23 protein-coding genes are annotated in these 21,277 nt (G+C 64.4%); 13 read left to right on the plus strand and 10 right to left on the minus strand.

The window, feature by feature from the left end:
• Positions 1-152: 152 nt before the first annotated feature.
• From H6717_06440 to H6717_06450, 3 genes are all read right to left on the minus strand, one after another.
• On the minus strand, positions 153-578 hold the full coding sequence (locus H6717_06440; protein MCB9576650.1) for a hypothetical protein: 426 nt from the start codon (positions 576-578) through the stop codon (positions 153-155).
• Between the two features lie 20 nt (positions 579-598).
• Positions 599-1,585, minus strand: coding sequence for an ATP-binding protein (locus H6717_06445; GenBank protein MCB9576651.1), 987 nt, complete (start codon positions 1,583-1,585; stop codon positions 599-601).
• A gap of 84 nt (positions 1,586-1,669) precedes the next feature.
• Positions 1,670-2,296: a hypothetical protein gene (locus H6717_06450; protein MCB9576652.1), complete on the minus strand. Its 627-nt coding sequence runs from the start codon at positions 2,294-2,296 to the stop codon at positions 1,670-1,672.
• 9 nt (positions 2,297-2,305) lie between these two features.
• On the opposite strand from H6717_06450, the gene H6717_06455 reads away from it, so the two are divergent.
• The gene (locus H6717_06455) at positions 2,306-2,641 is read left to right on the plus strand and encodes a hypothetical protein (protein MCB9576653.1); all 336 of its coding nucleotides are present in this window, start codon (positions 2,306-2,308) and stop codon (positions 2,639-2,641) included.
• Between the two features lie 126 nt (positions 2,642-2,767).
• Positions 2,768-3,406: a hypothetical protein gene (locus tag H6717_06460; protein ID MCB9576654.1), complete on the plus strand. Its 639-nt coding sequence runs from the start codon at positions 2,768-2,770 to the stop codon at positions 3,404-3,406.
• A gap of 37 nt (positions 3,407-3,443) precedes the next feature.
• Here H6717_06460 and H6717_06465 read toward each other — a convergent pair whose 3' ends face one another.
• Positions 3,444-4,031: a WYL domain-containing protein gene (locus H6717_06465; GenBank protein ID MCB9576655.1), complete on the minus strand. Its 588-nt coding sequence runs from the start codon at positions 4,029-4,031 to the stop codon at positions 3,444-3,446.
• Positions 4,032-4,371: 340 nt separating this feature from the next.
• Here H6717_06465 and H6717_06470 point away from each other — a divergent pair, with 340 nt between their 5' ends.
• Both H6717_06470 and H6717_06475 read left to right on the plus strand, forming a co-directional pair.
• A complete protein-coding gene (locus tag H6717_06470) occupies positions 4,372-5,262 on the plus strand; it encodes a hypothetical protein (GenBank protein MCB9576656.1) in 891 nt (296 codons plus the stop codon).
• A gap of 5 nt (positions 5,263-5,267) precedes the next feature.
• Entirely contained in the window at positions 5,268-6,230 is a 963-nt protein-coding gene (locus H6717_06475) for a hypothetical protein (GenBank protein ID MCB9576657.1), read from the plus strand.
• A 177-nt stretch (positions 6,231-6,407) separates the two neighbouring features.
• Here H6717_06475 and H6717_06480 read toward each other — a convergent pair whose 3' ends face one another.
• The 4 genes from H6717_06480 to H6717_06495 form a co-directional block, all read right to left on the minus strand.
• Entirely contained in the window at positions 6,408-6,641 is a 234-nt protein-coding gene (locus H6717_06480; GenBank protein MCB9576658.1) for a hypothetical protein, read from the minus strand.
• A gap of 118 nt (positions 6,642-6,759) precedes the next feature.
• Positions 6,760-7,419, minus strand: coding sequence for a hypothetical protein (locus H6717_06485; protein ID MCB9576659.1), 660 nt, complete (start codon positions 7,417-7,419; stop codon positions 6,760-6,762).
• Positions 7,416-7,874, minus strand: a complete 459-nt coding sequence (locus H6717_06490; GenBank protein ID MCB9576660.1) for a hypothetical protein — start codon at positions 7,872-7,874, stop codon at positions 7,416-7,418. The genes H6717_06485 and H6717_06490 overlap by 4 nt, the downstream gene beginning before the upstream one ends.
• 123 nt (positions 7,875-7,997) lie before the next feature.
• Complete coding sequence (locus H6717_06495; protein ID MCB9576661.1) at positions 7,998-8,183, minus strand: hypothetical protein; 186 nt, start codon at positions 8,181-8,183, stop codon at positions 7,998-8,000.
• A gap of 139 nt (positions 8,184-8,322) precedes the next feature.
• Between H6717_06495 and H6717_06500 the strand changes: the two genes are divergently transcribed.
• Entirely contained in the window at positions 8,323-8,787 is a 465-nt protein-coding gene (locus H6717_06500; protein ID MCB9576662.1) for a hypothetical protein, read from the plus strand.
• Positions 8,788-8,971: 184 nt separating this feature from the next.
• On the plus strand, positions 8,972-10,567 hold the full coding sequence (locus H6717_06505; protein ID MCB9576663.1) for a serine/threonine protein kinase: 1,596 nt from the start codon (positions 8,972-8,974) through the stop codon (positions 10,565-10,567).
• An 8-nt stretch (positions 10,568-10,575) separates the two neighbouring features.
• Here the strand turns inward: H6717_06505 and H6717_06510 are convergent, their stop codons facing one another.
• A complete protein-coding gene (locus H6717_06510; protein ID MCB9576664.1) occupies positions 10,576-11,847 on the minus strand; it encodes a sigma 54-interacting transcriptional regulator in 1,272 nt (423 codons plus the stop codon).
• 432 nt (positions 11,848-12,279) lie between these two features.
• Here H6717_06510 and H6717_06515 point away from each other — a divergent pair, with 432 nt between their 5' ends.
• From H6717_06515 to H6717_06545, 7 genes are all read left to right on the plus strand, one after another.
• Positions 12,280-12,888 carry a hypothetical protein gene (locus H6717_06515; protein ID MCB9576665.1) on the plus strand — a complete coding sequence of 203 codons (609 nt, stop codon included), beginning with the start codon at positions 12,280-12,282 and terminating at the stop codon, positions 12,886-12,888.
• A gap of 357 nt (positions 12,889-13,245) precedes the next feature.
• Positions 13,246-14,172, plus strand: coding sequence for a hypothetical protein (locus H6717_06520; protein MCB9576666.1), 927 nt, complete (start codon positions 13,246-13,248; stop codon positions 14,170-14,172).
• Complete coding sequence (locus H6717_06525; protein ID MCB9576667.1) at positions 14,169-15,095, plus strand: NYN domain-containing protein; 927 nt, start codon at positions 14,169-14,171, stop codon at positions 15,093-15,095. The genes H6717_06520 and H6717_06525 overlap by 4 nt, the downstream gene beginning before the upstream one ends.
• 1,141 nt (positions 15,096-16,236) lie before the next feature.
• A complete protein-coding gene (locus H6717_06530) occupies positions 16,237-16,740 on the plus strand; it encodes a WYL domain-containing protein (protein MCB9576668.1) in 504 nt (167 codons plus the stop codon).
• A gap of 128 nt (positions 16,741-16,868) precedes the next feature.
• Positions 16,869-17,651 carry a hypothetical protein gene (locus tag H6717_06535; GenBank protein MCB9576669.1) on the plus strand — a complete coding sequence of 261 codons (783 nt, stop codon included), beginning with the start codon at positions 16,869-16,871 and terminating at the stop codon, positions 17,649-17,651.
• Between the two features lie 48 nt (positions 17,652-17,699).
• Entirely contained in the window at positions 17,700-18,023 is a 324-nt protein-coding gene (locus H6717_06540) for a hypothetical protein (GenBank protein MCB9576670.1), read from the plus strand.
• A 74-nt stretch (positions 18,024-18,097) separates the two neighbouring features.
• Positions 18,098-18,772 carry a hypothetical protein gene (locus H6717_06545; protein ID MCB9576671.1) on the plus strand — a complete coding sequence of 225 codons (675 nt, stop codon included), beginning with the start codon at positions 18,098-18,100 and terminating at the stop codon, positions 18,770-18,772.
• Between the two features lie 361 nt (positions 18,773-19,133).
• Here H6717_06545 and H6717_06550 read toward each other — a convergent pair whose 3' ends face one another.
• Positions 19,134-21,143: a DEAD/DEAH box helicase family protein gene (locus H6717_06550; GenBank protein MCB9576672.1), complete on the minus strand. Its 2,010-nt coding sequence runs from the start codon at positions 21,141-21,143 to the stop codon at positions 19,134-19,136.
• Between the last annotated feature and the right edge of the window lie 134 nt (positions 21,144-21,277).

Genomic DNA, 21,277 nt, shown 5'->3' on the forward strand with positions numbered 1-21,277 from the left:
CGGGTGGGTTCGGCGTGAGCACGGTGGACGCTGTGCTGTGGAAGTGAGCGACGTTCCCCGAGGTCCGAGGGCGATTGAGCTGCCACGCGAAGCTATCGTCAGGATCGCGCGAAGGTTAGTCACCGTCATCGCAAATCGCGAGGATCTCCCGATCAGAGACGTACCCTGTCTCGAACCTGCGTGTTGAACGCGAGACTGAGGGGACGATGCCCCCCGGCGGTCCTTGTGCAACGCGGAAAAGACCTGGTCGGGATGGTCGAACCGTTTGAGGGAGAGGTCCGAGGTGTAGCCGAGAGCTGCACGTAGCCAATCGAGAGGTTGTGCATCGACAGCGCGATGAGCACGAGTCCCGGTACGGCGCCGTGCACTGTGATGCCCGCATCGGTCGCGTTCTCCCGCCGGACGGCGGCTTCGTCGGTGGCATTCTCGAGGGATTGCTTCAACGCCGCGCCGTGAGCCGGACGACTCGCCGGCGCGGGGAGCTTCTTCGCCTCGATCTTGCGGCGATGCGGGGTGTATCTCTCCACCGTCGGGTTACCCGGCACGATGATGTGGCGACGGTTCCGCGGAGATGCCATCGGTCAGCCCCCGTCAGCGGCTATGCGTGCGCGCTCTGCCGTTCCCTCAGGGCGGCGACCAGCTCTTGACTACGAACCTTGGTGGTTTGCTCGAGGATGGCGTTCTTCGCCGCCTGCTCACAAGCGTGAGTGATCTCAGCGTGACTGAGAGCCTCTGCTGCCTTGGCTGCTGCTGCCCAATCAACTGCCGACGTGTCCAGCAGACCGAGCCGTGCGCGCATCACCTGCAATGCGACGTCTTCCGACGGAAGCCGGTACTCGAGCACGCCGTCGAAACGGCGGAATAGGGCACGATCCAGTAGCTTCGCGTGGTTGGTGGCTCCGACGATGAGACTGTCGGACTCGTCCATCTCCAAGAACTGAAGAAAGGAGTTCAATACGCGGCGAATCTCTCCGACATCGTTGCCGGTGCCTCGTTGGCCGCCGAGAGCGTCGAACTCATCGAACAAGTACACCCCGCGGGTGGACTGAATGGCATCGAAGACGATCCGCAGTTTCGCCGCTGTTTCACCCATGTACTTGGTGATGAGCCCGTCCAGCTGGATGGTGAACAACGGGAGGCCGAGCTCGCCGGCCAGGGCGGCCGCGGTCATGGTCTTGCCCGTTCCAGGAGGACCGACCAGGAGCAGCTTCCGTAGCGGTGCGAATCCGTGCCCGCGAATGCGCTCGCGTTGGCGTTGCTCGACCAGCACGCGCTCTATGCGTTGGTGCAGGTCTTCCTCCAGCGCCATGTCCGCAAGGCGGGTCTTCGGGTAGCCCACCGTCAACAGGCCGGCCAGCTCGCCGCGCGGTTGGGCCAGTGGGACCGGCTTCGGGACCTGCAACGCTGCCGCGGCCGCGGCGCGTTGTTTCGCGCGATCAACCAGTTGCCGCAGCTCCTGGGCGAACTTGCCGTGTCCGTTGCGGGCTGCTTGCGCGGCGACCTGCATGGCGATGGCGTAGAAGCGACTGTCGTCGCCCTCTGCGTGGCTCCGAATCAGAGCCTTGATTTGGTCGGCCTTGGCCATGGTGCTTTCAGATGGTTCTACAACGGTCCAGGTCTGACGCTCCAGCATTGCCTTCGAATTTCCAACCAGTAGACGCCACCCCCTTCACCTCTTGGCGGACACCGTCCCCACCCACGTCACGCCCTTCATCGCCCCGAGCTTCCACGCTTCGGTCAGCTCGTCCCGGGCGAGCCTCACCAGCCCGTCGCCGGCTGGGTCGGCCAGCGTGAGCTCGGTCAGGTCGTGGTCGTCCAAGATAGCGACGTACCGACGCTCGACCTTGGTCTTCATGACGCGGCCGATTCTGAGTAGCTGGACCCATCGGTCCGAGTGTAGCTCGAACGGATCGAAGGGGAGGTTCATCGGTCTGCTGAAGAACATGCCGTTGGCGTCGCCGAGTCGCTGAAGATCACCGTCCTTGAGTCCACCTCGGACCAAGTGAGCCTCGACACGCTGCCTGATTTTGCCGTCGGTGATTTCCTCAACGAGCAGCTCGGCCTCCGATCCGGGCGCGAGAACGCCGAGCTTCACCGCCGCCAGGTGCAGCAGGACCAGGCCGGATCTCGATGCAGGGATGCCGCGCGGGATCACCACGTCGGGAACGACCCGGGAAAGCTCGGCCTCGGCGAGATAAACGATGTGATCGACGACGGCTTCGATCTTGAAGCTGCCGTCGATCTTTCGTGGCCACGTGCGCGACGACTTCCGCGCGGATCCGTGGACGGTGATCACATCGGGGGCGTGGCCCAAGTCGCTGACACGCGGATCACCAGGCAGGTCAACGCGGCAGCCTCGCAAGGCTCGGTCACGGAGGCGAAAACGAAGGACCGGCAGGCCGCGTTCCAGCCGAAGAAACCGTTCTTCGAGGGGGACGCCGCGGGCTTTCGCTTCGGCGAGGATGAGGTCGCGGAGCTGACAAGGCTCCGCATCAACTTCAAACCCACTCGCCACGCCCCCACGATACCTCGGTACCGCTCCTTTGAGAATGATGTTGGTTCGACGCGGAACCCCGCGGCGCGGACTCATTTCACGGTGGCAGCGGCGCAACAGCGAAATCCGATGGTCGTGCTCGCCTGATTGGCGTTTGCATCAACGTCGGCGCAAATCACAGCATGTGAGCGAGTCACCGACTCGACCACACGTGGGGTTTGCCAATTGCGAACATGAGGTGGCACAGCTAGCTTCGGGAAGAGGACCCTAGGCATGAATGTTCCCGACATCAGCAGCAAGCACTTCGACGACACCCACGACCTCGAGGACCGACCCGAACTGCTAAGAGTGCTTCGGGTTGCCGCTCGCGCACTTCAATCGGAAGACCAGAGCCTCCGGAGTGCCTTGGAGGCCCAGGAGGACATTGCTAGAAAAATTTCAAACGGTCACGGACTCACCTATTGGGTCTACGAGACGACACTTGTGTACACCATCTGGAAGGCGTGGCTTCGAGAGACCAAGGTGAGTTGGGAGGTTGCCAAACGCACGGGAGACAAGGATCCGATCAAGTGGTTCGATCTCAGGCTCGAGATTGGCGGCCAAGAGATTCTTGTCGAGGCCAAGTGGTGGAATTCGGCTGCCAATAAGGCGTTGAGCCAAGTGCTGAGCGACATCGACAAGCTGGAGGGTGCGCGGGAGACGAACGCTGCTCTCTTGCTCACATTTTGGTGGGGCGTTGAGCTCGGGCAGGATCTGGAAAAGGCAACCCGTGCGATAGGGGCACACGGGCCGAAATGGAGTCTGAAGTATTGTGCGGCGTTCCGCGCTGATTCGGAGTTTGCGCGTAAGCGAGGTCCGGGCTACTTCGCCGTCGTCGCTTGGATGCCCGACGAAGCGAGGGCACCTGGGTGAGGATTCGTGGCCGCGTGGTCGACACGCCGCCGCGGGCCTAAGCAGAATCCCACTCCAAAACCCCATCCCCCCACTGCCGCACCCACGCCTCCACCTCGCGACGATTGGCCGGCCCAAAACGGATCTCGACCTCACCGTCGCGGAAGCGACGGATCTTCTGGCGGCTGTGCCATCGGCGGCCGACGATGTAGGGCGCTTGCTCGGCGCAGACGCGCACGCGCACGGTCACGGCGTCGCCCTCGTCGGCGGGAAACATGCTGAACGGTAGGTCGATGGCGCTCTCCACGCGCACGCGATCGAGCCCGTCGGGAGGCCGCGTCGCATCCGCGCCTCGCAGCACGTCGATCGCCCGTCCTTTCCCGCGCGATTCGACGCGTTCGAGGAGATAGGTGCGCACGTCCCGAGGGCTCTGCGCTTCGGCGGGCACGCCGGCGAGGTAAACGTGGGCGAGATCGCGAATCACGACGCCCAGTGGCCAGACGACGCGAAGGCCCGGTTCCGCGCTCGGGCTTCGGTAGCGGAATCGCACCGCGATGCGCGGCCGCTCGTCCGCTGCGCGCAGCCAGGCCCGCAGCGTCCGAAGCTGGAGCTCCGAGTATTGGTACGCACCCCGTGCCGAAACCACGAGCTAGCACCCGAGGTGGACGTTTGCGAATGTCGAGCGACGTTCCCTCGATCGGAAACACGTCCATCACCTCTTCGGCCACGTCCAGGTAGTTGCGGACCGTCCGCTGGCTGCACTTCGCGTCCCGGGCGAGCTCCGCGTACGTGTACGCCTGGCCGGACTCCAAAGCCGCCCGCAGTCGACGCAGGATCCCCGCCGAAGCTGCTCTGCCCGTGGGCGACCTCTGCCTGCGCTTGCGCACCATTTGACCGTGCTCCCAGCTTACGGCGGGTGGAACCAAGATGGAACGAGCATTCCATCCTCACCGGGGCTGCGTCCTCGCCGTGCCACGCTGGCATCCATGAGATCGCATCACGATCGCGTGGAGGCGGCGGAGTTGCTCCGTCTGGTCGCCGGGCTTCCGCTGGGCAATGCACCTCGAGCAGGGGAGCGCTCACCGCCGGATCGCGTCCTGGACTCCGCATTCCTCTTGCGGCGAATGCAGCCGGCCCGTCCGGTCGAGCTGGCGCGTCTCGCGGCCGAGCTCGGCGTTCCTGCGGAGAGGCTTGCGGAAGGCCTGGTTGCGTCGGGCCACGCCGTTGCGGTGGACGCGGTTGGGCTCGGCGAGGTCGTCCCCAAGTGGCCCCGCGTCTTCATACACGCTGCCGCTCTGGGCACGAGCGACTCCGAGACCCGACTCACCGCAATGAGGCTCCAGGCGGAGCTGTCACTCTACGGCTGGGACCAGCTGCCCGCCTGCGACGTGACCACGAGCTACGTCCGACACCTGGTCGGTCCGCTGTTCAACGCCGATCCTGACCTTGCGGTGCGTCTGGTCGGGCCCCTGGTGCTGTCCCCTGATCTCCTGCGCGCCGCGCTGGAACGGCTTCAGGACCGGGTAGCAAGTACAGATCCGAGCCGCTTCTTGTGGATCATCTCGCATCTGTCGCTGTGTCGGTGTTTTCGCGTTCTCGCCTTCGAGCCGCCGGTGGACGCATTCGTTCGCGCCGTGGTTCGACGCGCCCTCGAACACACCGGAGATGCCGGCATGGCAGCGGCAGGCCTCGACTTGCTCGTCTGCGGAAACCCGTCGCCCCAGGCTGAAGATCTCGCCCTCGCCGCCGCGGTCGCGGCACGCATCCGCGCCGCCGCGCCGGGTTGGCGCGCGGGCGCCCTGCGCCCGGTGCTCATCGAGGCGGCGGCGCATGGTGCGCGCGGCTGTTTGGAGGCCGCCCTTCGGTTGACCGGGTGAGCGCCATGTCCGATCCAGCGAGAGACCCGACGGCGCTACTGGAGCTGTTCGCGTCGTACCGACAAACCATCCAAGGCCTGTTGCAAGCTACGCCCGCCGCCGTCGATCTAGCCGTAGCGGCCCCGAACCTACTCTGGCTCTTCGCGGCCTACGTGGAGCAGGGCGACGTTCCCGTGCGGGTGGCCTGTCGCGTGCTCGAGCGCAAGCGGCTACACGTCCTGCGCTGGTGCATCGGCTCGGGAGCGACTGGAACAACGCTGCGCTTGCTGCTCCGAGTCCGCGGGCTTCGGCGATCCGACGCGGAGCTGGAGCTACTCGACCGGGTCTTGCGTTCTCCGGACATCGTCCACTGGCTGCGCCATGCACCGGACGTGACGGTCGAGGACCTGGCGCGAGTGCTCGGCGCGCAATGGTGTCTTCCCTTTCCGTTCTTCCGGGCAGTGCTCCGCGAGGCGCGTGCTCGGCCCGCCGCGCTAGAGGCGGCGACAGCCTTTGCCCTGGACGTCGAGGTCCTTGGCGAAAAGGTCGGGCGCAACGACGCCACGGATCGGCTGGAGCGGTGCCGCTCCGTTGCTCATCTTCGGCGTCTGCGGGACCGCTGGGCTGCTGAGGCACTCCGGCGGGCTCGGTTGCCCGATTCCCGGGTCCTCGTCCGGCGCTATGGCACCACCCGCTTCGACCCCGCGCCCATTCCGGGAACTCGCGTTATCCACCCCATCGAAACCCTCGACGCCTTGGTCAAGGAAGGCCTCGAGATGAGCCACTGCGTTGGAGACATGGGTGCCTGCGCCTTCGCGGGGTGGACCTACTTCTATCGCGTCTTGGAACCCGAACGGGCGACGCTACAGCTCGTCGCGGAGCAGCGTCGCTTTGCGATCCACGAGCTCGCGGGTCCTGGCAGCGCCCCCGTCGGTCCGGAAACGTGGCTGGCAGTTCGTAGCTGGCTGGCGGCGGCGACGAGGAGGTGAGTATTCGGCCTTTTGAGAATGATGTCGGTCCAACGCGGAACCGCGCGCTTCATATCCTCGATCTCAACGGCAGTTGGCACCCTCCGAGATCACGCGTGCTCCGGATGTTGGCGTGGCCGTTGGTCAGTCGCGGTCCGGACGGGCGGAGAAACCGCGTGGTGGGACGTAGGTCACACGTCAGTGTGCCTCCCTCGGGCCGGTGTCGTCACCTTCGTGAACCGCTCGGTCGACCAGATCGAGGTGTTCCGGTCCGCCGAGGGCGCCAGGACCAACACGATCAGCCTCGTACTCTTTTTGCTCAGACTCCGAAAGCGTCCACCACAGTTCCTCCAGCCGTTCGACGTAGGAAGACTCGAGCTCGTCGGACAGCTGCCCCCCTTCGGCTTCTCTCACGAAGAGGAGTTCGTTCATCAACTTTCGGTATCTATCCAAAGGGGCGGCGCTCATGAAACCCGTCGCGAGGGTCGGCCAGTTGTAGTTGGCGTGCGCATCCAAGTGAGCGAATCGCACGACTGCCGCTCTGGGCGCATCAAGGGCGTGGCGATTCGTAGAGCGCGCGCCACTGCCCGAGTCGGGATTCGAGATCGAAATCGTCGCTCCACACGAGTTTCGACTCCGCGTACAGATCGTCGGGTACCTTGCCTCGCTTGGGGCTGAATTCCTTCTTGTTGTGCGAAAAAAAGAGCGCAGGCCCACGGATGTCCTGCCGCCGGTCGTGAATGATCGATGCGAGCAAGTGCAGGTCTACGATATCCTTGGCGTCGAAATGGAGCCTGGCACGCAGCTCCCGAACCGTCGTGATGTGCGCCGCGACCTCGTCGAGGATACGGATGGACGAATCCGCTTCGAGCGTGTCGAGTAACGACAGCGTGTTCCGCTGCGCGTAGGTATCGACGACGTCCGAGCGCAGGGCAACGGACAGTTCCGAGAACTGCGCAAGACCGTTTTCGACCGCCCGCAATACGTCGTTTCTCAAGGCCGCGAACGACGAGCTGAGTTGTGTGCTCACGTCGCTGAGTGTTCCTCTCGCTTCGAGAATGGCGGCGGCAGGAACGCGAACTGAGCACTCTCCTCGCTTACCAGCTTCGTGCACTTTCTTCGCCACGCCGTGCAGTTGGTGGTGCGGAAACGCGAGCGCAACGATCCAGTTCGTCTCGCAATACACGATCGGCTGTGCGCTAGCGCTCATTCAGCCGCATCGTGAGATTCCAGGAGTCCCTCCCAGGTCTCGAGCGTTGCCCCCGCTAGATTGCCTACGACGTCCGGTACCATCGCTTGTACGGCCGATTCGTGGAGGAACGTGTACCAGGACGAGCCAACGGCCTCGAGCCAAGTGACTACCTGAGACAGAAAGTGCTCGCCGCTTCGTGGCCCGCCGAGACGAGCGTGGCGCATGAGAACGTCCGTATCCAACCGGGCAAGCGCGTACCTATTGTCGACGAACTGCATACTCGACAGCGTGTCGCGTAGCACGACGGTCTGCGCCGGTGTCACCACCAATCCCACCCTGACGTTCCGATGGAACAGACGTTCCGCAAAAGGATGCAACGTGGCGTCGGTGACCTCTCCCATATCGGGGTGGACCTCGACTAGCAGCTCTCGCGAGCCGGTGAGGGGGTCGATTGCGGCGACTGTCCAGGCCATTCAGGCGAGTATAACTTCACGACGAGGTGAGCGCACCCGGCGAAAGACTGTGGCCAATCCGCGGGTTGTCGGGTGAGAGCGCCGGGCTGGCCTGCGCAAAGGGGCACTCGAACGGCGCCACCATCACCTCCTGGCGGACACCGTCCCGACCCACGTCACGCCCTTCCTCGCCCCGAGCTTCCACGCCTCGGTCAACTCGCCCCGATGGAGCATCACCAGTCCGCTCCCCGCCGGGTCGGCCAGCGTGAACTCGGTCAGTTCGTGGTCGTCCAAGATAATCACGTACCGGCGCTCGACCTTGGTGTTCACGATGCGGCCGATTCTGAGGAGCTGGACCCATCGGTCCGATGTGTAGCTCGAACGGGTCGCCGTCGAGCTTCATCGGCCTGCTGAAGAACAACCCGTTGGCGTCGCCGAGGCGCTGAAGATCACGGTCCGTGAGCCCGCCGTGGGTCAGATGCTCTTCGACACGCCACTTGAACTGGCCATCAGTGATGCCCTCGAGGAGCGCCTCGGCCTCCGACCTGGGCGCGACCACACCGAGCTTCACCGCCGCCAGTTGCAGCAGGACGAGGCCGGATCTCGATGCAGGGATGCCGCGCGGGATCACCACGTCGGGCACGACCCGGGCAAGCTCGGCCTCCACGAGATGGACGATATGATCGACGACGGCCTCGATCTTGAAGCTGCCATCGAGCTTTCGCGGCCACGTGCGCGACGACCTGCGGGCGGATCCGTGGACGGTGATCACATCGGGCGCATGGCCGAAGTCGCTGACACGCGGATCACCAGGCAGGTCAACGCGGCAGCCTCGCAAGGCTCGGTCACGGAGGCGAAGACGAAGGACCGGGAGGCCGGGTTCCAGCCGGAGAAACCGTTGTTCGAGCGGGACGCCGCGGGCTTTCGCTTCTGAACAGGTCTCTGGGATTCCCGGGGGGATTCAGAATGATGCCCACCGCTCCGAAGTGCCCTACGAAGAGCGCCTTGTGCACGGGGTCTTTGATGGCTTCCAGGACCATCGCGGCGCGGTGATCTCGTTTCTGGCCGACACCTTCCGTTGGTCGGCGTGGGATCCGCTGGTACTCTGAAGAGCCGACGTGCTGCAACCCGGGCTAGTGGTCGGGCCGTTTGAGCTCATCTCTCCGCTGGGAAGCGGCGGGCAGGGTTCCGTCTGGCTCGCACGCGATCGAACGTCAGGGGCGGAGCGCGCGCTGAAGATCCTGGACCTATCTCGCGCCTCGAACACGGCGCGCGAGCGCGCGCAGCGGGAGGCGGACCAGCTCGTGCTGCTTCACCATCCAGCGATCGTCGAGTGCTTCTTGCTCATCATCGAGCCGCGGTTGCAGCTACTCGCGCTCGTACTCGAGCACGTGCGCGGCCGCTCGCTTGCTGATCACGCGGCCGACCCGAGATTGACGCTGGCGCGCCGGCTCGATGTTTTGAAGCGTGTGGCCGAAGCGCTGGCGCATGCGCACGCTTCAGGCGTCGTGCACCGCGACGTCAAGCCACAGAACATTCTCGTCGCCGACGAGTTTTTCGTGCAACCCGACCGACCCGACGCCGTGCGTCTCGTCGACTTTGGTATCGCGGTGTCCACCGGCAACCCGGACCCGCTCACTCGCGCGGACCGGACGATCGGAACTCCAGCATACCTCGCCCCCGAGCAACTCGACCCGCGGACTTGGGGCGAGTACGCCGATGCGCCGTCGCTAGACGTGTTCGCTTGGGGTGTGACGGCTTGGGAGCTCCTGGTTGGCGGACATCCGACCGGACTCGGCGAGGACGCGACGCAGTTGGACTTCGTCGACGCCTACAGACGAGCAAAGCAGGGCGCGGGCGCGCTCACTCTGCCGATCACTCCCTGGACGAAACTGGTCGCACCGGCGCTCGCCCTGGATCCCCGTGATCGGCTTCGCGAAGGCGCCACGCTGTGTCGGCTCATCGCCCAAATCTCGAGCCCGGCCAGAAGTACGACGGAAGAGTCTCCAGAGTCGGCGCCGGCACTGCCGGGGCGGAATCAGGCTGTCCGCGGGGGCGCTTCGCACGCGAGCACGACCGCTGGTGTGGCGAACGTCGGGCAACGGCTCCAAGCACGACCTCGAGGCACCAGCTGGGTAGTATTGCTCGTGTTGTTGCTCACGCTCGTGGGTACGGGCGGACTGGTCGCGATATTCGCCGCATTTTCGCTCGCGCACCAAAGCGAAACTCCGAGTCCGGCTTCGACTAGCCCATGGACCGCATATGTTCGCCATTGCTGCTCCAAATCCCCGGAGTTTGGAGGCGGCGATTGCTCCCGCGTGGGCGCACTGCTCGGCTCTGGCGACCGCTGGTGGCTCCGCTATCAATGGGCCCAGGATGCTGGGCGGTCCGCGTTGCAAAAGTCCCATCCGCAAGCCGAGGTCTGCGCGCAGCCCGCTGGCCGCGACCCCGTTTGCTGGCCCGCGAAGCCGGAGATCCCCGCGACGCCGGTGGAAGTCACGACGGACGAGCTCACTTCGGGGTCGTTCCAGATCTGGGTTCGCGATCGCGGGCAGGTTCTCGACCGGCTGTCCACGCGATACCCGGGTGGTTTGAGTACCGGCGTGCTTTGCGTAGGGCTCAGGTCCACGAAGGGAACCATGAACAACGTCGGCGTGGTTGTCTTTTCCGTCGAGCCGGTCGGTGAGAACCTCTCGAAGTACCGAGGATTCTGAACCACTGACTATTTTTCGAGCTTTCGCCTCAGCTGAGGGAGATTGATGCCGAGCGTTTCGGCCGCCTTGCTCTGATTGCCGCCCGCCGCTTCAAGCGCCTGGCGCGCGCGTGCCCGGCTGAGACTGGTCACGGGCCATGCCTGCCTCGGCGCACCGAGCTCCGCGAGCGCTTCGCTCACGGCTCGGTTCGGCAATTGCGGCGGCGACGCGCGCGTTGCCGCAAGCTCGACACACCGGCGAAGCTCGCGCGAGTTTCCTCGGTCCCAGGGGTGGAGTAGCAGCTGCTCGATCGCCCGCGGGTCGACTGTATCGCGGGCGTATCCGCGCCCGGCGATTCTCGTGGCCAGCGCGTCGGCAATCGCAAAGATGTCCTCCCGCCGTTCGCGAAGCGGCGAGAGCTTCAGCCTCCACGAAAACCGGGCCAAGAGGTCGGGGCGGAACCGGTCCTCCCGTTCGAGCAGGTCGAACCGATTCGTGGCGGCAATCACGAGCACGCTGACTCTTTCCGGGCGTTTGCCGAGTGGCTGGATCTCGCCGCTGTCGAGAAAGCGAAGCAGCTTCGGTTGCTCATCCGCAGGGAGATCGCCGATTTCGTCGAGCAACACGGCACCTGCGGCGTTCCGCTTGAGGACGCCGTCGTAGTCTCTGTCAGCGCCGCTGAATGATCCGCGCGCGTGTCCGAACAACATCGAATCGAATAGGTGCGGCGGGGTTGCGGTCACGAGGAAGGGCTCGGCAGGACGACGGCGCAACCGTTGGGCCAGCTCCTGGGCGAGCAGCTCTTTTCCTGTTCCGGTCTCACCGGTGACGAGAATCGGTCTGCTGGCATCACCGATGATGGCTTGCATCCGTTCGACTTCCGCCGCCAACGAGCGAAGGCCGAACGGCCCGACAAGCCCCCCGGTTGGCGGATCGGGAGCGTTCGGGCCGCTGAAGCTCTCCCGGTACACAAGGACGGTACCCCCAATGCGAATCACGGCGCGGTCGAACAGCGTGCAGACGTCACCAGGGTCAAGTCGACTCCCGTCCACGAAGGTCCCGTTCCTCGACCCGAGGTCCTCGACGCTCACCGACGGCCCCTGCGTATTGAACCGAACGTGATCATTCGACACCTTCGAATCGCCAAAGCCAGCCGCATCCAACCAAGCACGACCCGCCGCTTGGGAGTTTCGCGGCAGGTCCAGGGCAGCGGCCGCCGGGAACACCATGACGAGCGCGCGGCGCCCGGCGCCGCCACGCCTCTCGCTTCTGGGGTCGTCGACCTCGGTCGTCTGGTGCATCAGCGCTGAGCGTATCCGGTCAGGGCGCGAGTGCGATCAGGTCCGGGTTGGCCGCTAGTGATCGAACTCGCGGACGTCGCTGTCGTTGCACTCTGTAACTACCGAAAATTCCCCAGCTTTCGTAGGTGCTGCACTTAGGCACGGCAGTTGCTCCGTAGCGGGTCGGAGGACAACCATGAACACGCAATCCGAAAGACCAACTGCTTCCCATTTCGCCGTGGGGCCGGTGGAGCCACCTCGCTCGCAGCCGCTTTGCTCGGCAACGCCGAGGCAGCGTGTGCTGTCTGGCTGCTGCATGCAGTGCTGGGCGGAAGGGGAGCGCAGACCTGCCATCCCAGGAGATGGCGTGTGTCTGGAGTGCGCGTCCTGACGCCCGCCAGGCGAAGCCGAAGCCCAGCGAATGACACAAGGAACAAGGTACGAGGAAATCCAATGACAAACTTCGCATTCAGAATCGACACCGCAGAGCACTACGCCGTCGAGCAAGGAATCAACGGTGCGCCGCACTACAATATTCGCGTCGCGAACGCCGTCCGTCGAACGATCGAGGTGATCCACGGATTGCAGGACCTGCACTTGCGTGCGGGCCTCGACGACATTGAAGTGTATCTGGGCCGTTCCTCGCATTCGTCGGACCACGTCCTCAGCCGATGGCGGTCTCACCGGGAACACCGCGGGCACAAGTTCGCGACGGTGCTCTTCACGTGCGACGCTGAGCGTGCAGAGCGTCTGGAAGGCGTGGCCGTCAAGATCCTCAAGCGGCTGAAGAACTACGGGACTCTTTGCGTGAGCAACGCCAACGTGATGGGCGGCGGCGGCGGAGGCTTGCCCGCGACGCGCGTTGCGGTGGTCTACATGACCTGGCGCACGGGCGCCGACCCTACCGAGTACCAAAAGCCGGGGGTAGACGTAATCCGGCACGTCGCCTCCGAGGTGAGCGCCGCGGTCCAGCACGTCATTGCGCCGCGGCAGCTCGAAACCGGCCTTATGGCGCTGAAACGCCTCCAAATCCGCGCGCCGATGGAGTGGTTTCCAGACTGAGCCGCGGACGCGTCGGACCAACTTGAACCGAAAAGATCAATTGAGGCTTCACATGGCACACAAAAAGGCGACTGCTTCAGATCGACTCGAGCTTCACGCTCACGTGAGCTCGTCCCTTCAGTCAGCGAGCTACGCGCGAGCCGTTGCCCCGCTTGCAAGGCTGATCCTTTCGTTACCGCACGAGCATCCAGCCCTCGGCACGCTCTGGATCACGATGGCGTTCGTCCAGTGGGAGCTCGGCCACTGGTCGCGCGCCGAAGCAGCGGCGCGCCGCGCGGTAGCGCTCTCGCCCAAAAGCGCGATCGCGCGCGCTCTGCTCCTTCGATGCCAAACGGACCGAACTCCCGAAGGTGCGCCATGTCGCTGACCACCGCTATCCGAGATCCAAAATGCAAAGCGGTGCTCGATCCGCTCCTGCCGGAATATACGCGCAATCTGAAGCTCTCCCAACTCGTCGCTCCGACGCTGCCGGGTGCGGCGCACGCGGCCCTCGTGGGCACCGCATTCGACTACGCGTTTCGCTTCGAGATCGAACGCGTGACGCGCACACCCACGAAGCGCCGATGGGTTGCCGAAACGGCGGTCGCGTTGTACGAGAGCATCTTCGGGCGTGACGCCCGCGAACGCGCCGCACGCCGAGCGCTCGCCGCAGCCCGGGGATACGTCGAGAGCTACGTGAAGCAACGCTCAGTTCGGGACCGCCATCGCTCCGAACTGGCGCATCACTGCTCGGTCCTCGCCGGCATCGACCCGTTCTTCCGCGCGGGCCCAGCGGCGCTCCCTTTTCGTCTGAAGCCGAGCCGACAAGCCGTCGCGGACGTGGCCGCGTTGCTCGCCTGCGCACCAGTCTACACACTGTTGCGGGAGGGGCGCGCGACGCTGAACCCGGTGTTTGGCACCGCATCCGCCGCCATCGGCGGAGCTGATGCGGATGCCATCTTCGGCGACTTGCTCGTCGAGATCAAGACCACCCGTGATTCGATAGTCGAACGCTGGATGGTCCGCCAACTCGTCGGTTACGCACTGCTCGCGCATGCCGAACGAAAGAGAGACCCGGGCATCCCGCGCGTGACGCGGGTTGGAATATACTTCGCACGCTTCGCGTACTTGCTCGTGCTGCCCCCGATTACCGCGACCGAGCAAGAGCTAAACGATGCCTCAGCTGGCTTGCTTGCCTCCGTCGCCCCCGGTGCCGAGCCTATCGGGACTGCTCCCGAGATCCGGCGAGAACAGCTTCGGGTGATGTTCCGCCGGTTGGCAATCGCGAAGGCGGCAAATCGATGACCGATGAAGGACGAGATGCAGCGGAGCCGGTGCTGGCGGTCGTGCATCGCACCGGCGCGCTTTTCATCGACTTCGAAAACGTATTTTTCGCGCTGCTGAACGGTGACTACCAGCTCAAGCGTGAGGCGGCCCTCTCTGCCTCGATGGACGGTGTCGCGGAGCTCCGCAAGCGGCTCCGCGACCAGGGAATCGGGCTCGTCGTCGAGCGCAGCTACGCCGACTGGGAGCAGCTCCCGACAACGGCGCAGCGGCAGCTCCAGATCGCTGGTGTTCTGCCCAGATTCACGGACTCGCGGCGAGACAAGAGCACCGCCGACATCGAGCTCTCGCTCGACATTCTCCAGGTGGTCCTCACTCGACCCGAGCTCGAACATGTCACGCTCGTCGGCGGCGATCGCGACTACTTGCCAATCCTGCGCAGACTGAAGGAGTCCGACCGCCGCATCACGGTCTGTTCGCTACGTCCTTGCCTTTCGGGAGACGTGCGCGAGTTCGTGAGCAATTCGCCCAAGGCGAGCATCATCGAGCTCGATGATGTCCTCGACCTGAAGGGGCGCGCAGCTCCGCCAAACCTGGAACTGTCGAAGTCTGAGTCTCCGTCACAACCTCGGCATCGGATCCCGTCGCCTGCCCGGCAGATCGAACCGAACGAGTGGCACGAACGCTACGTCGCTTCGATGCTGCGCTTCATGCACGAACGGAAGTTTCGCGAGGTCCACCTCGGTCCGTTCATCCGCTGGCTACAAGCCGAGAAGGTCTTCGAACTCGTGTCGGGGAACGAGCTTCGCAAAATATTCGACGAGCTTCAAGCCATGGGCGCGGTTCACGTCGAGGAGCGCGACACGGGGCAGGGCTACGCGTTCAGCGTCGCGAGTGTGAACTGGAACGATCTGCTGGTGCAGAGGATGAATGAAGCCGACTGACCGCCGGGCGCCGTACGCCTGGCACGAAAGGAGAGGAAAATGGGCAAAGGTAAGAGTGGCGGAAGCAAACCAAGCTCTGGCGGGAAGGGCCGCGGAGCAACAGGCTCGAAGGCCGGCGGCTTCGGAGAAAAGAGCGGGCGAAGTCAGGGCGGAAACTGGCCGAGCACCACAGGAAAGCCCTCCGGGGGCGGGCGCGGAAACGCGCCGCCATCGAAGTAGGCGGGATGGGAAGGGCGCACGGCGCCGCGCGCTGGGCGCCCTCCTCGCTCTCGCCCATTCGACGTTCATTCGCAATGCCGGCGGCTTCCCCCCGCCGGATCCCGAAAGCGAATGCCGCGTCATCGCCGCGGCCGTCGCCGCCGTCCTGGGCAGCATCGAGGCGGGGGAGGGGGTGGTCGTCTACTGCCACGGTTGGGACCGGTCGGACCGGCACCGTCATCGGCGCCAGCCTGGTCGCCCTCGGCCACCCGCCGGACACCGTCATTCCGCACCTCGACGCCCTGCACCGCGCCCGCGGCCGCGCCGGCTGGCCAGAGTCGAAGTGGCAAGCGGAACTGGTGCGCGGCTGGCAGCCGACGCTTCGGTACCATGATCTTTCGACCGGGCCGCGACCGCTGGTACACGAAGGGCGACAAGCTCGTCATCAGCATGGCCACCGGCGCGTTCGTGCCCAGCGCTTGGCCCGACTGTCGGGCCTGGCGCACGGACCGGGGCAGCCCCTGGACGCAGTTCCGGCCCCGCGACCCCGTGCTCCGCAAAGTTCGACAAGTGGCCCGGCCGGGCTACGAGCAACGCGCCATGGCGGAGTTCGTCAGCCGCTGGGATGGCGAGGCCGCGCCCCAACGCCTCGAAGCGCACCGCGCCGGGCTCACCCGACGCCACCAAGCCGCCGTCCAGTTCTTCAGCGCGTTCCCGCGCGCCGTTCGAGGACGCGTTGCACCCCTGCCCGAGCGCCACTGGCACGTCCTGTCCTTGCTGGCCCGCTGTCCCGGCGCGGCCCAGCTGTTGGAGAGCAATCCCGCACTGGCCTTCGCGCTAGCGTCGAGCTGGGCGTTCCGTCCCCGCGCGGTCGCCAGGCCCTTGCGCTCCGCCCGCTCGCTCCTGTCCAAGCCGCGCACGGTCATCGCGGAGTGGCTCGCCTTTGACCGGAACAAGGGGGAGCCGAAATTCCCCTTCCTCTCCAGCGCGGGCCGCCGCTCGTCCGCCTCCCTACCGGAGCGCGTGGCGAGACGAGCGTGTCGTCCACGACGTAGAGCCATGGCAGGTCTGGCTCCACAACGGAGTGCTCTACCTTCGTGGATTCTCGAGGAAGCGCCGCGCGGCCCGCACGTTCCGACTCGCCAACGTCGAAAGTATCACCGTGCTCCCCAACGTCCGCCCCAGTGCGCCCGTTCCGAGCGACCCTTGGGAAGGCGATGACCCGCGCTACGGGATCGACCACGACCGGCCGAACGACGCTCTGCTGCTGTTTCGCGGCCCGGTTGCACGGCGGATCGCAGCAGCGACTTGGCATCCGGCGCAGCACGACACCTGGGTGATCGAAGGCGAGCTGTTGGAACGACGCCTCCCGTACCGTTCGTGTCGCGAGCTAGCCAGACGACTGGCAACCGTCGCGGACGGGCTCGATGCGGGTGGAGCCGCCTGAGCTACAACGGGAGCTCGTCGAGCTCGTTGGACGCGCTGTCCGGCGGCTCTCGAGCGACGAGGAGCTTTCCAACGATGCCTCGCGCGACAGATTCTAGGCGTGCCGGGACTGGAGTACACTCTACGACCGTGCGGGCGGAGCAGCTGCAAGACGACTACGAGCGGCTCAGGCCCAAGAACGCGCGCTCCGTGGGCGAGCTGCTTGCCGACGCTGGAGAGCCGTTCGACCGCGAGCTGAACGCGATGCTTGCCGAGACACGTGATGACCTCGGTGAACTCCCGGAGTTCACGGTCTGGATGGCAGAGGCACTCGCGTGGGCACGCTTCGCCAAGCGCGACAGTGGGTTCTTCGATGCGGCGGCCCGGTTCGTCGTGAACGGCGACCCAGAGCTGCTCGATGAAGCGACACAGTACTCCGACCGCTTCGGCGATGAGCGGCTTCGGGACGCCCTGGCCGCCTTCGGTCGCTGGTTCGATGCCATGCGCGCTCCGCTGTCCAGCATCTCGGTCGAGCCTGTGCGCTGGAAGGCCCTGCAGGAGCGCTCGCTTCGCGTAGCCGAAGGACTGAAGCGCAACGGCGAGCTACGCGGCGTCGGCCTCTGGCTTTTCCCTGCCCCGTTCAAGATCATGGCGGTCGCCCACGAAGAAGCATGGTCGGACCACGCGCTTGACGCGGTCGTCATGCCGACGGGAACCCAGGTCGAGCGCGCGCTGTGGGAGCTGCATCGTGACAACGTCATCAGGATCGACAAGAGGATCCTCGCGGGTAGCGCGGGCACGTTTGCAGACGAGTATACGAATCTCTGGGCGCTCCAGCTTCCTCAGAAACAGCTGGCTGAGGCCGGTGGGTCAAACGTCCTTCACATCAACGGAGCGCTACACGAGCTCGAGGATCGCGGCCGCGCGTCGTGAACCGATTGTTGGTGCGCCCACGGCGACGACTTCCGCTTGAGTCGTGAGATGTTGCAATACCCTGAACAAGCGCTCGGCTCACTCCTGCGGTGGGCTTACGATTTTTCAGAGGCTCTGCCGGATGAACAGCAGATCGAGCTGAGGATGCAAGTTCTGCAATTCGCCGCCCAAGCCTTCTCCGCGAAGGAACCGCCCTTCGATCTCGAGGCTGCCGCGAGCGGTCGCCTGCCAGAGGGTGAACGGGTCGTTTCCCTTGCGACGCTCATAGAAGCGTTCCGTTACTACCAGGAGCGTAGGGACGAACGAGCCATTACGGCTGCGCAGCTGGTTTGGCACATCGTCGGCGTCCAGCGGATCGCCGCGCTGAACTGATCGAACAGCACGCGGGCGCACGAGGCGCGTCAACGCGGCTTGGCATCAGGACCTCCTCTCAGTAGGCTGCGCTCATGCCGCTACCAACGGACCTGAAGTTTTACGAAGCGATGGCCACCCAGGCTGACGTGATCTCGGCGGCGATCGACAGTCTGGACGTCCAAGTGTCGTGGAGTGGGCTGCGAGTCGACGGTGTGGCCGACCCTTCGAAGTTCGATCCGCTCTTCGCAGCGTTCACGGACTACGGCGGAGCGGAAGAAGCGCTTGCCTCTTTCACGCAACAGATCTTCTGCTTCGGAAACGTAGCCGTCTTCTGTTTCAACGGGCGGGGCAAGGTTTGGCCTCCAGCGTGGAGATTCGACCCAGCGTATCAGCCGTACGCCGCCCAGGGCGCTCTGCTCGAAGCGCGTAACCCGCCCATCGTGAACGATTTTGGAACCCCGATTCTCGAACCCGCCCTGGCGGCGTTCAAGGCGTACTGGGCTCAGCAGGCAGCCAGCATACGCGCACTGGAGGCGTACGTTCGCAGTCCGGTCGGTGTTCCGCCCACTCGGGGTGTACGGGCGGACGAACAAGCGAGGAATGCTGTGCTTCTGGCAATGGGATTCGAACCTCGGTCGGATGACCTTCCGCACTACCTGAATCCAAGCAAACTCCGGGGTGACATGAAGGGGCTGTTCGAAGCGCAAATTCTCCGGCCATTTGCGTCCATGCTTGGCGTGAATGGTGCCCCGTCGCTAGCGATCTGATCCGCATCGCGGGTAGAGTCACCAATGCGCGTGGGGAGGACCGAGATCGCGGTGCGCGCTGATCAGCGCGCATCGACACAGCGTGGCGCGAGTTCAGGGTTTGGCCGCGCCCGGGTCGTTTTACAACGCCTCGAGTTCGAGTAGGTCCGCCCTGGTCTGCGCGAGCACCGAGGCGAAACAGGTCTCGCAGAACCGTCGTGAGCTGCTGAAGGGCTTTGAAGGCTGCGGGACGTCATAGCACTTCTCGCCGCGACTGATGCTCGCCTCGCACCTGCTGCAGTCGCACCGCTTCTTGGCTGTAGCGACCTTGGGCCTGCCGAGCGAGCCACCGATGAGCGAAGGCGTCTTGCCTCTTGGCGTCTTAGCCTTTGACATTTTGGAGCTTCTTCACCTCGCGCACGAGGCCGTTGAGGATGTCCTGGAGCGAGTTGATTGCGGCAGCAAATTCCTCAGTGGTCCATTCGCGGCGCTTCTTCTTCCCCATCCGCTTCGTGATCGCTTCGTTGACCATCTGAAACGCGCCCACAAAGTTGTTCCTGGCGCCGAGGCCCGGCTTCAGCTTGTAGGGAAGCTCAACCCCATGCGGCGTGAGACCGGTGCGGTTGAGCACCAGTTTCGCGGTCCGCTTCGCCTCCTCATCGAGGCGCTTCCGAGCTTCTTGCCACTGCTTCGCGGGTATGATCGGGAAGGGCGAGGCGGCCGCGCTCACCGAAGGACCCGTGCCGCGTCTACTCCGCTCAAGCACCTGGCGCGCGAGAGCGGGATCGAGCCCAAGACTCTCGAGCTTCTTCTCAAGGTCCTCGACGATGTCGGTGTCTTCCGCGGTAGTGAAATCCTCTTCGAACAGCGAGTCCACGATCTCGTGGTTCACTACCATATCCTCATGGAGCTTCATCCGAGCGTCGCCGTCCGTCACCGCGTGCGGCGGCTCCGGTTCCTGTCCCCCAGTAACCTCTTCCCAGAACTTCTGGTCGTCGTTCTCGAACTGCTTGAACTTCTTCAACAGCTCGTCGAGGTTCATACCAACGTGCGTGACGATCTGCCCATAGTTGTCGGGATGGTTCGGGTCGTTCTGCACGACTACGCGCAAAATCCGGCCGACGAACTGGATGTACGGGGCGAGGCTGCGAAACGGTCGGAAGATTGCCGCAACACTCAGCTTCGGATGATCGAACCCCTCGCCGAGCATCTGCACCTGAATGATGCAGTCGAGAACGCCGCTGCGTAGTTCTCGGAGAACCGTCTCCTGCTCTTCCGGCTTCTGCTTGCTGTGGATGATGGCGGCGTCGTACCCGCGCTCTTTGTAGAGCGAGCGGATACGCTGGGCGTGATTGATCGAGCAAGCAACGCCGATTAGTTGATGTTTGGTGCCGGACTGTCGAAGATGCTCGAGCTTCTCCAAGCTGTTGTCGACGATGCTGACGTTGCACGGATCGGAGAGGGCAACGCCACGACTGAACCACTCCTCCTCTTTCATCGCGAGGACCTGCTCGAGCGTGTACGTGCGCTCGTTGCCCTCGACTGTGAAGGTCAGCTCACTCGGCGCGACGTAGCTCGCCTTGAGCCGCTTGATGTATCCCTTGATACTTGCGCTCTTGAACGGGTACCGGAAGATGAGGTCCCCTTCGAGTTCCTGTCGATCGCTCCGGAAGGGAGTGGCAGTCAGGTTGACGACCTTCGCTGCTGGAAACTTTTGGAACACACGCTTCCAACTTGCGGCCGCGCCGTGATGGGCCTCATCGACGACGATGAGGTCAAAGAAGTCGTCAGGAAAGCGATTGAGCCATTTGTCGGCATTCACTCCGAGCTGCTGGATGTTCGTCAGAATGATGTGCGACTTCTCGCAGACCGACAGGTTGCCAGTGTCGAGCGTCGCAACGTACGGTCCGTTCACCATGTCCCTGTCAGCAAGTACTTGCATGCGCCGCCAGAAGCACTTCTGCTTGTTGGTGATGTCGAGCGACTTGTATAGCTCGTCCTTGATCGTGAGGTTGGGAGCGATGACCAGAACGCGCCCCTTCGCCATCCCGAACGGGAGGATCGCGACGAGGCCCGACTTGCCGCAGCCCACGGGCATTTGAATGATCGCCTTCTGACCGCCGTTGTCGAAGAACTCCAGCGCGCGCCTGTGCGCGTCGCGCTGCGGGTCCCGCAGGCTGGCGTTGCCCTCGATCTCGGCTGGCGTATCGAGGAAGAAGTCGTCGATGGTGTGGCCGCGGCGCAGCCACTCGGCGAGCACTTCCTGCTCGTACGTCCACTTCTTGCCGAGACGGGTAGCCGGAATACGCCCCGCCCGGGTCAGCGTGTACAGCTTGGTCTTGCCGATCCCTAGGTAGGTAGCCGCTTCATCAGTGCTCAACCACTTCGTCATCGCATGAAACGATAGCAAATGACACCAATTGACGTCAAGACATGGAAACCGTGGCAGCCGCCACGCGCCTTATCTCTTCGATATTGCGGGGAGTTCTCTCGTCCTCTGGGCTGCGTGCGGCGGCGGAGCCGAGC

It is taken from the genome of Polyangiaceae bacterium (assembly GCA_020633235.1).
Taxonomy (GTDB): Bacteria; Myxococcota_A; Polyangia; order Polyangiales; family Polyangiaceae; genus JACKEA01.

Bases quoted from the DNA above. Each gene is read 5' to 3' on its own strand.
- H6717_06440 (MCB9576650.1), bottom strand. From the start codon at position 578: ATGGCATCTCCGCGGAACCGTCGCCACATCATCGTGCCGGGTAACCCG.
- H6717_06445 (MCB9576651.1), bottom strand. From the start codon at position 1,585: ATGGCCAAGGCCGACCAAATCAAGGCTCTGATTCGGAGCCACGCAGAG.
- H6717_06460 (MCB9576654.1), top strand. From the start codon at position 2,768: ATGAATGTTCCCGACATCAGCAGCAAGCACTTCGACGACACCCACGAC.
- H6717_06470 (MCB9576656.1), top strand. From the start codon at position 4,372: ATGAGATCGCATCACGATCGCGTGGAGGCGGCGGAGTTGCTCCGTCTG.
- H6717_06475 (MCB9576657.1), top strand. From the start codon at position 5,268: ATGTCCGATCCAGCGAGAGACCCGACGGCGCTACTGGAGCTGTTCGCG.
- H6717_06480 (MCB9576658.1), bottom strand. From the start codon at position 6,641: ATGAACGAACTCCTCTTCGTGAGAGAAGCCGAAGGGGGGCAGCTGTCC.
- H6717_06485 (MCB9576659.1), bottom strand. From the start codon at position 7,419: ATGAGCGCTAGCGCACAGCCGATCGTGTATTGCGAGACGAACTGGATC.
- H6717_06490 (MCB9576660.1), bottom strand. From the start codon at position 7,874: ATGGCCTGGACAGTCGCCGCAATCGACCCCCTCACCGGCTCGCGAGAG.
- H6717_06510 (MCB9576664.1), bottom strand. From the start codon at position 11,847: ATGCACCAGACGACCGAGGTCGACGACCCCAGAAGCGAGAGGCGTGGC.
- H6717_06515 (MCB9576665.1), top strand. From the start codon at position 12,280: ATGACAAACTTCGCATTCAGAATCGACACCGCAGAGCACTACGCCGTC.
- H6717_06520 (MCB9576666.1), top strand. From the start codon at position 13,246: ATGTCGCTGACCACCGCTATCCGAGATCCAAAATGCAAAGCGGTGCTC.
- H6717_06525 (MCB9576667.1), top strand. From the start codon at position 14,169: ATGACCGATGAAGGACGAGATGCAGCGGAGCCGGTGCTGGCGGTCGTG.
- H6717_06540 (MCB9576670.1), top strand. From the start codon at position 17,700: ATGTTGCAATACCCTGAACAAGCGCTCGGCTCACTCCTGCGGTGGGCT.
- H6717_06545 (MCB9576671.1), top strand. From the start codon at position 18,098: ATGCCGCTACCAACGGACCTGAAGTTTTACGAAGCGATGGCCACCCAG.
- H6717_06550 (MCB9576672.1), bottom strand. From the start codon at position 21,143: ATGACGAAGTGGTTGAGCACTGATGAAGCGGCTACCTACCTAGGGATC.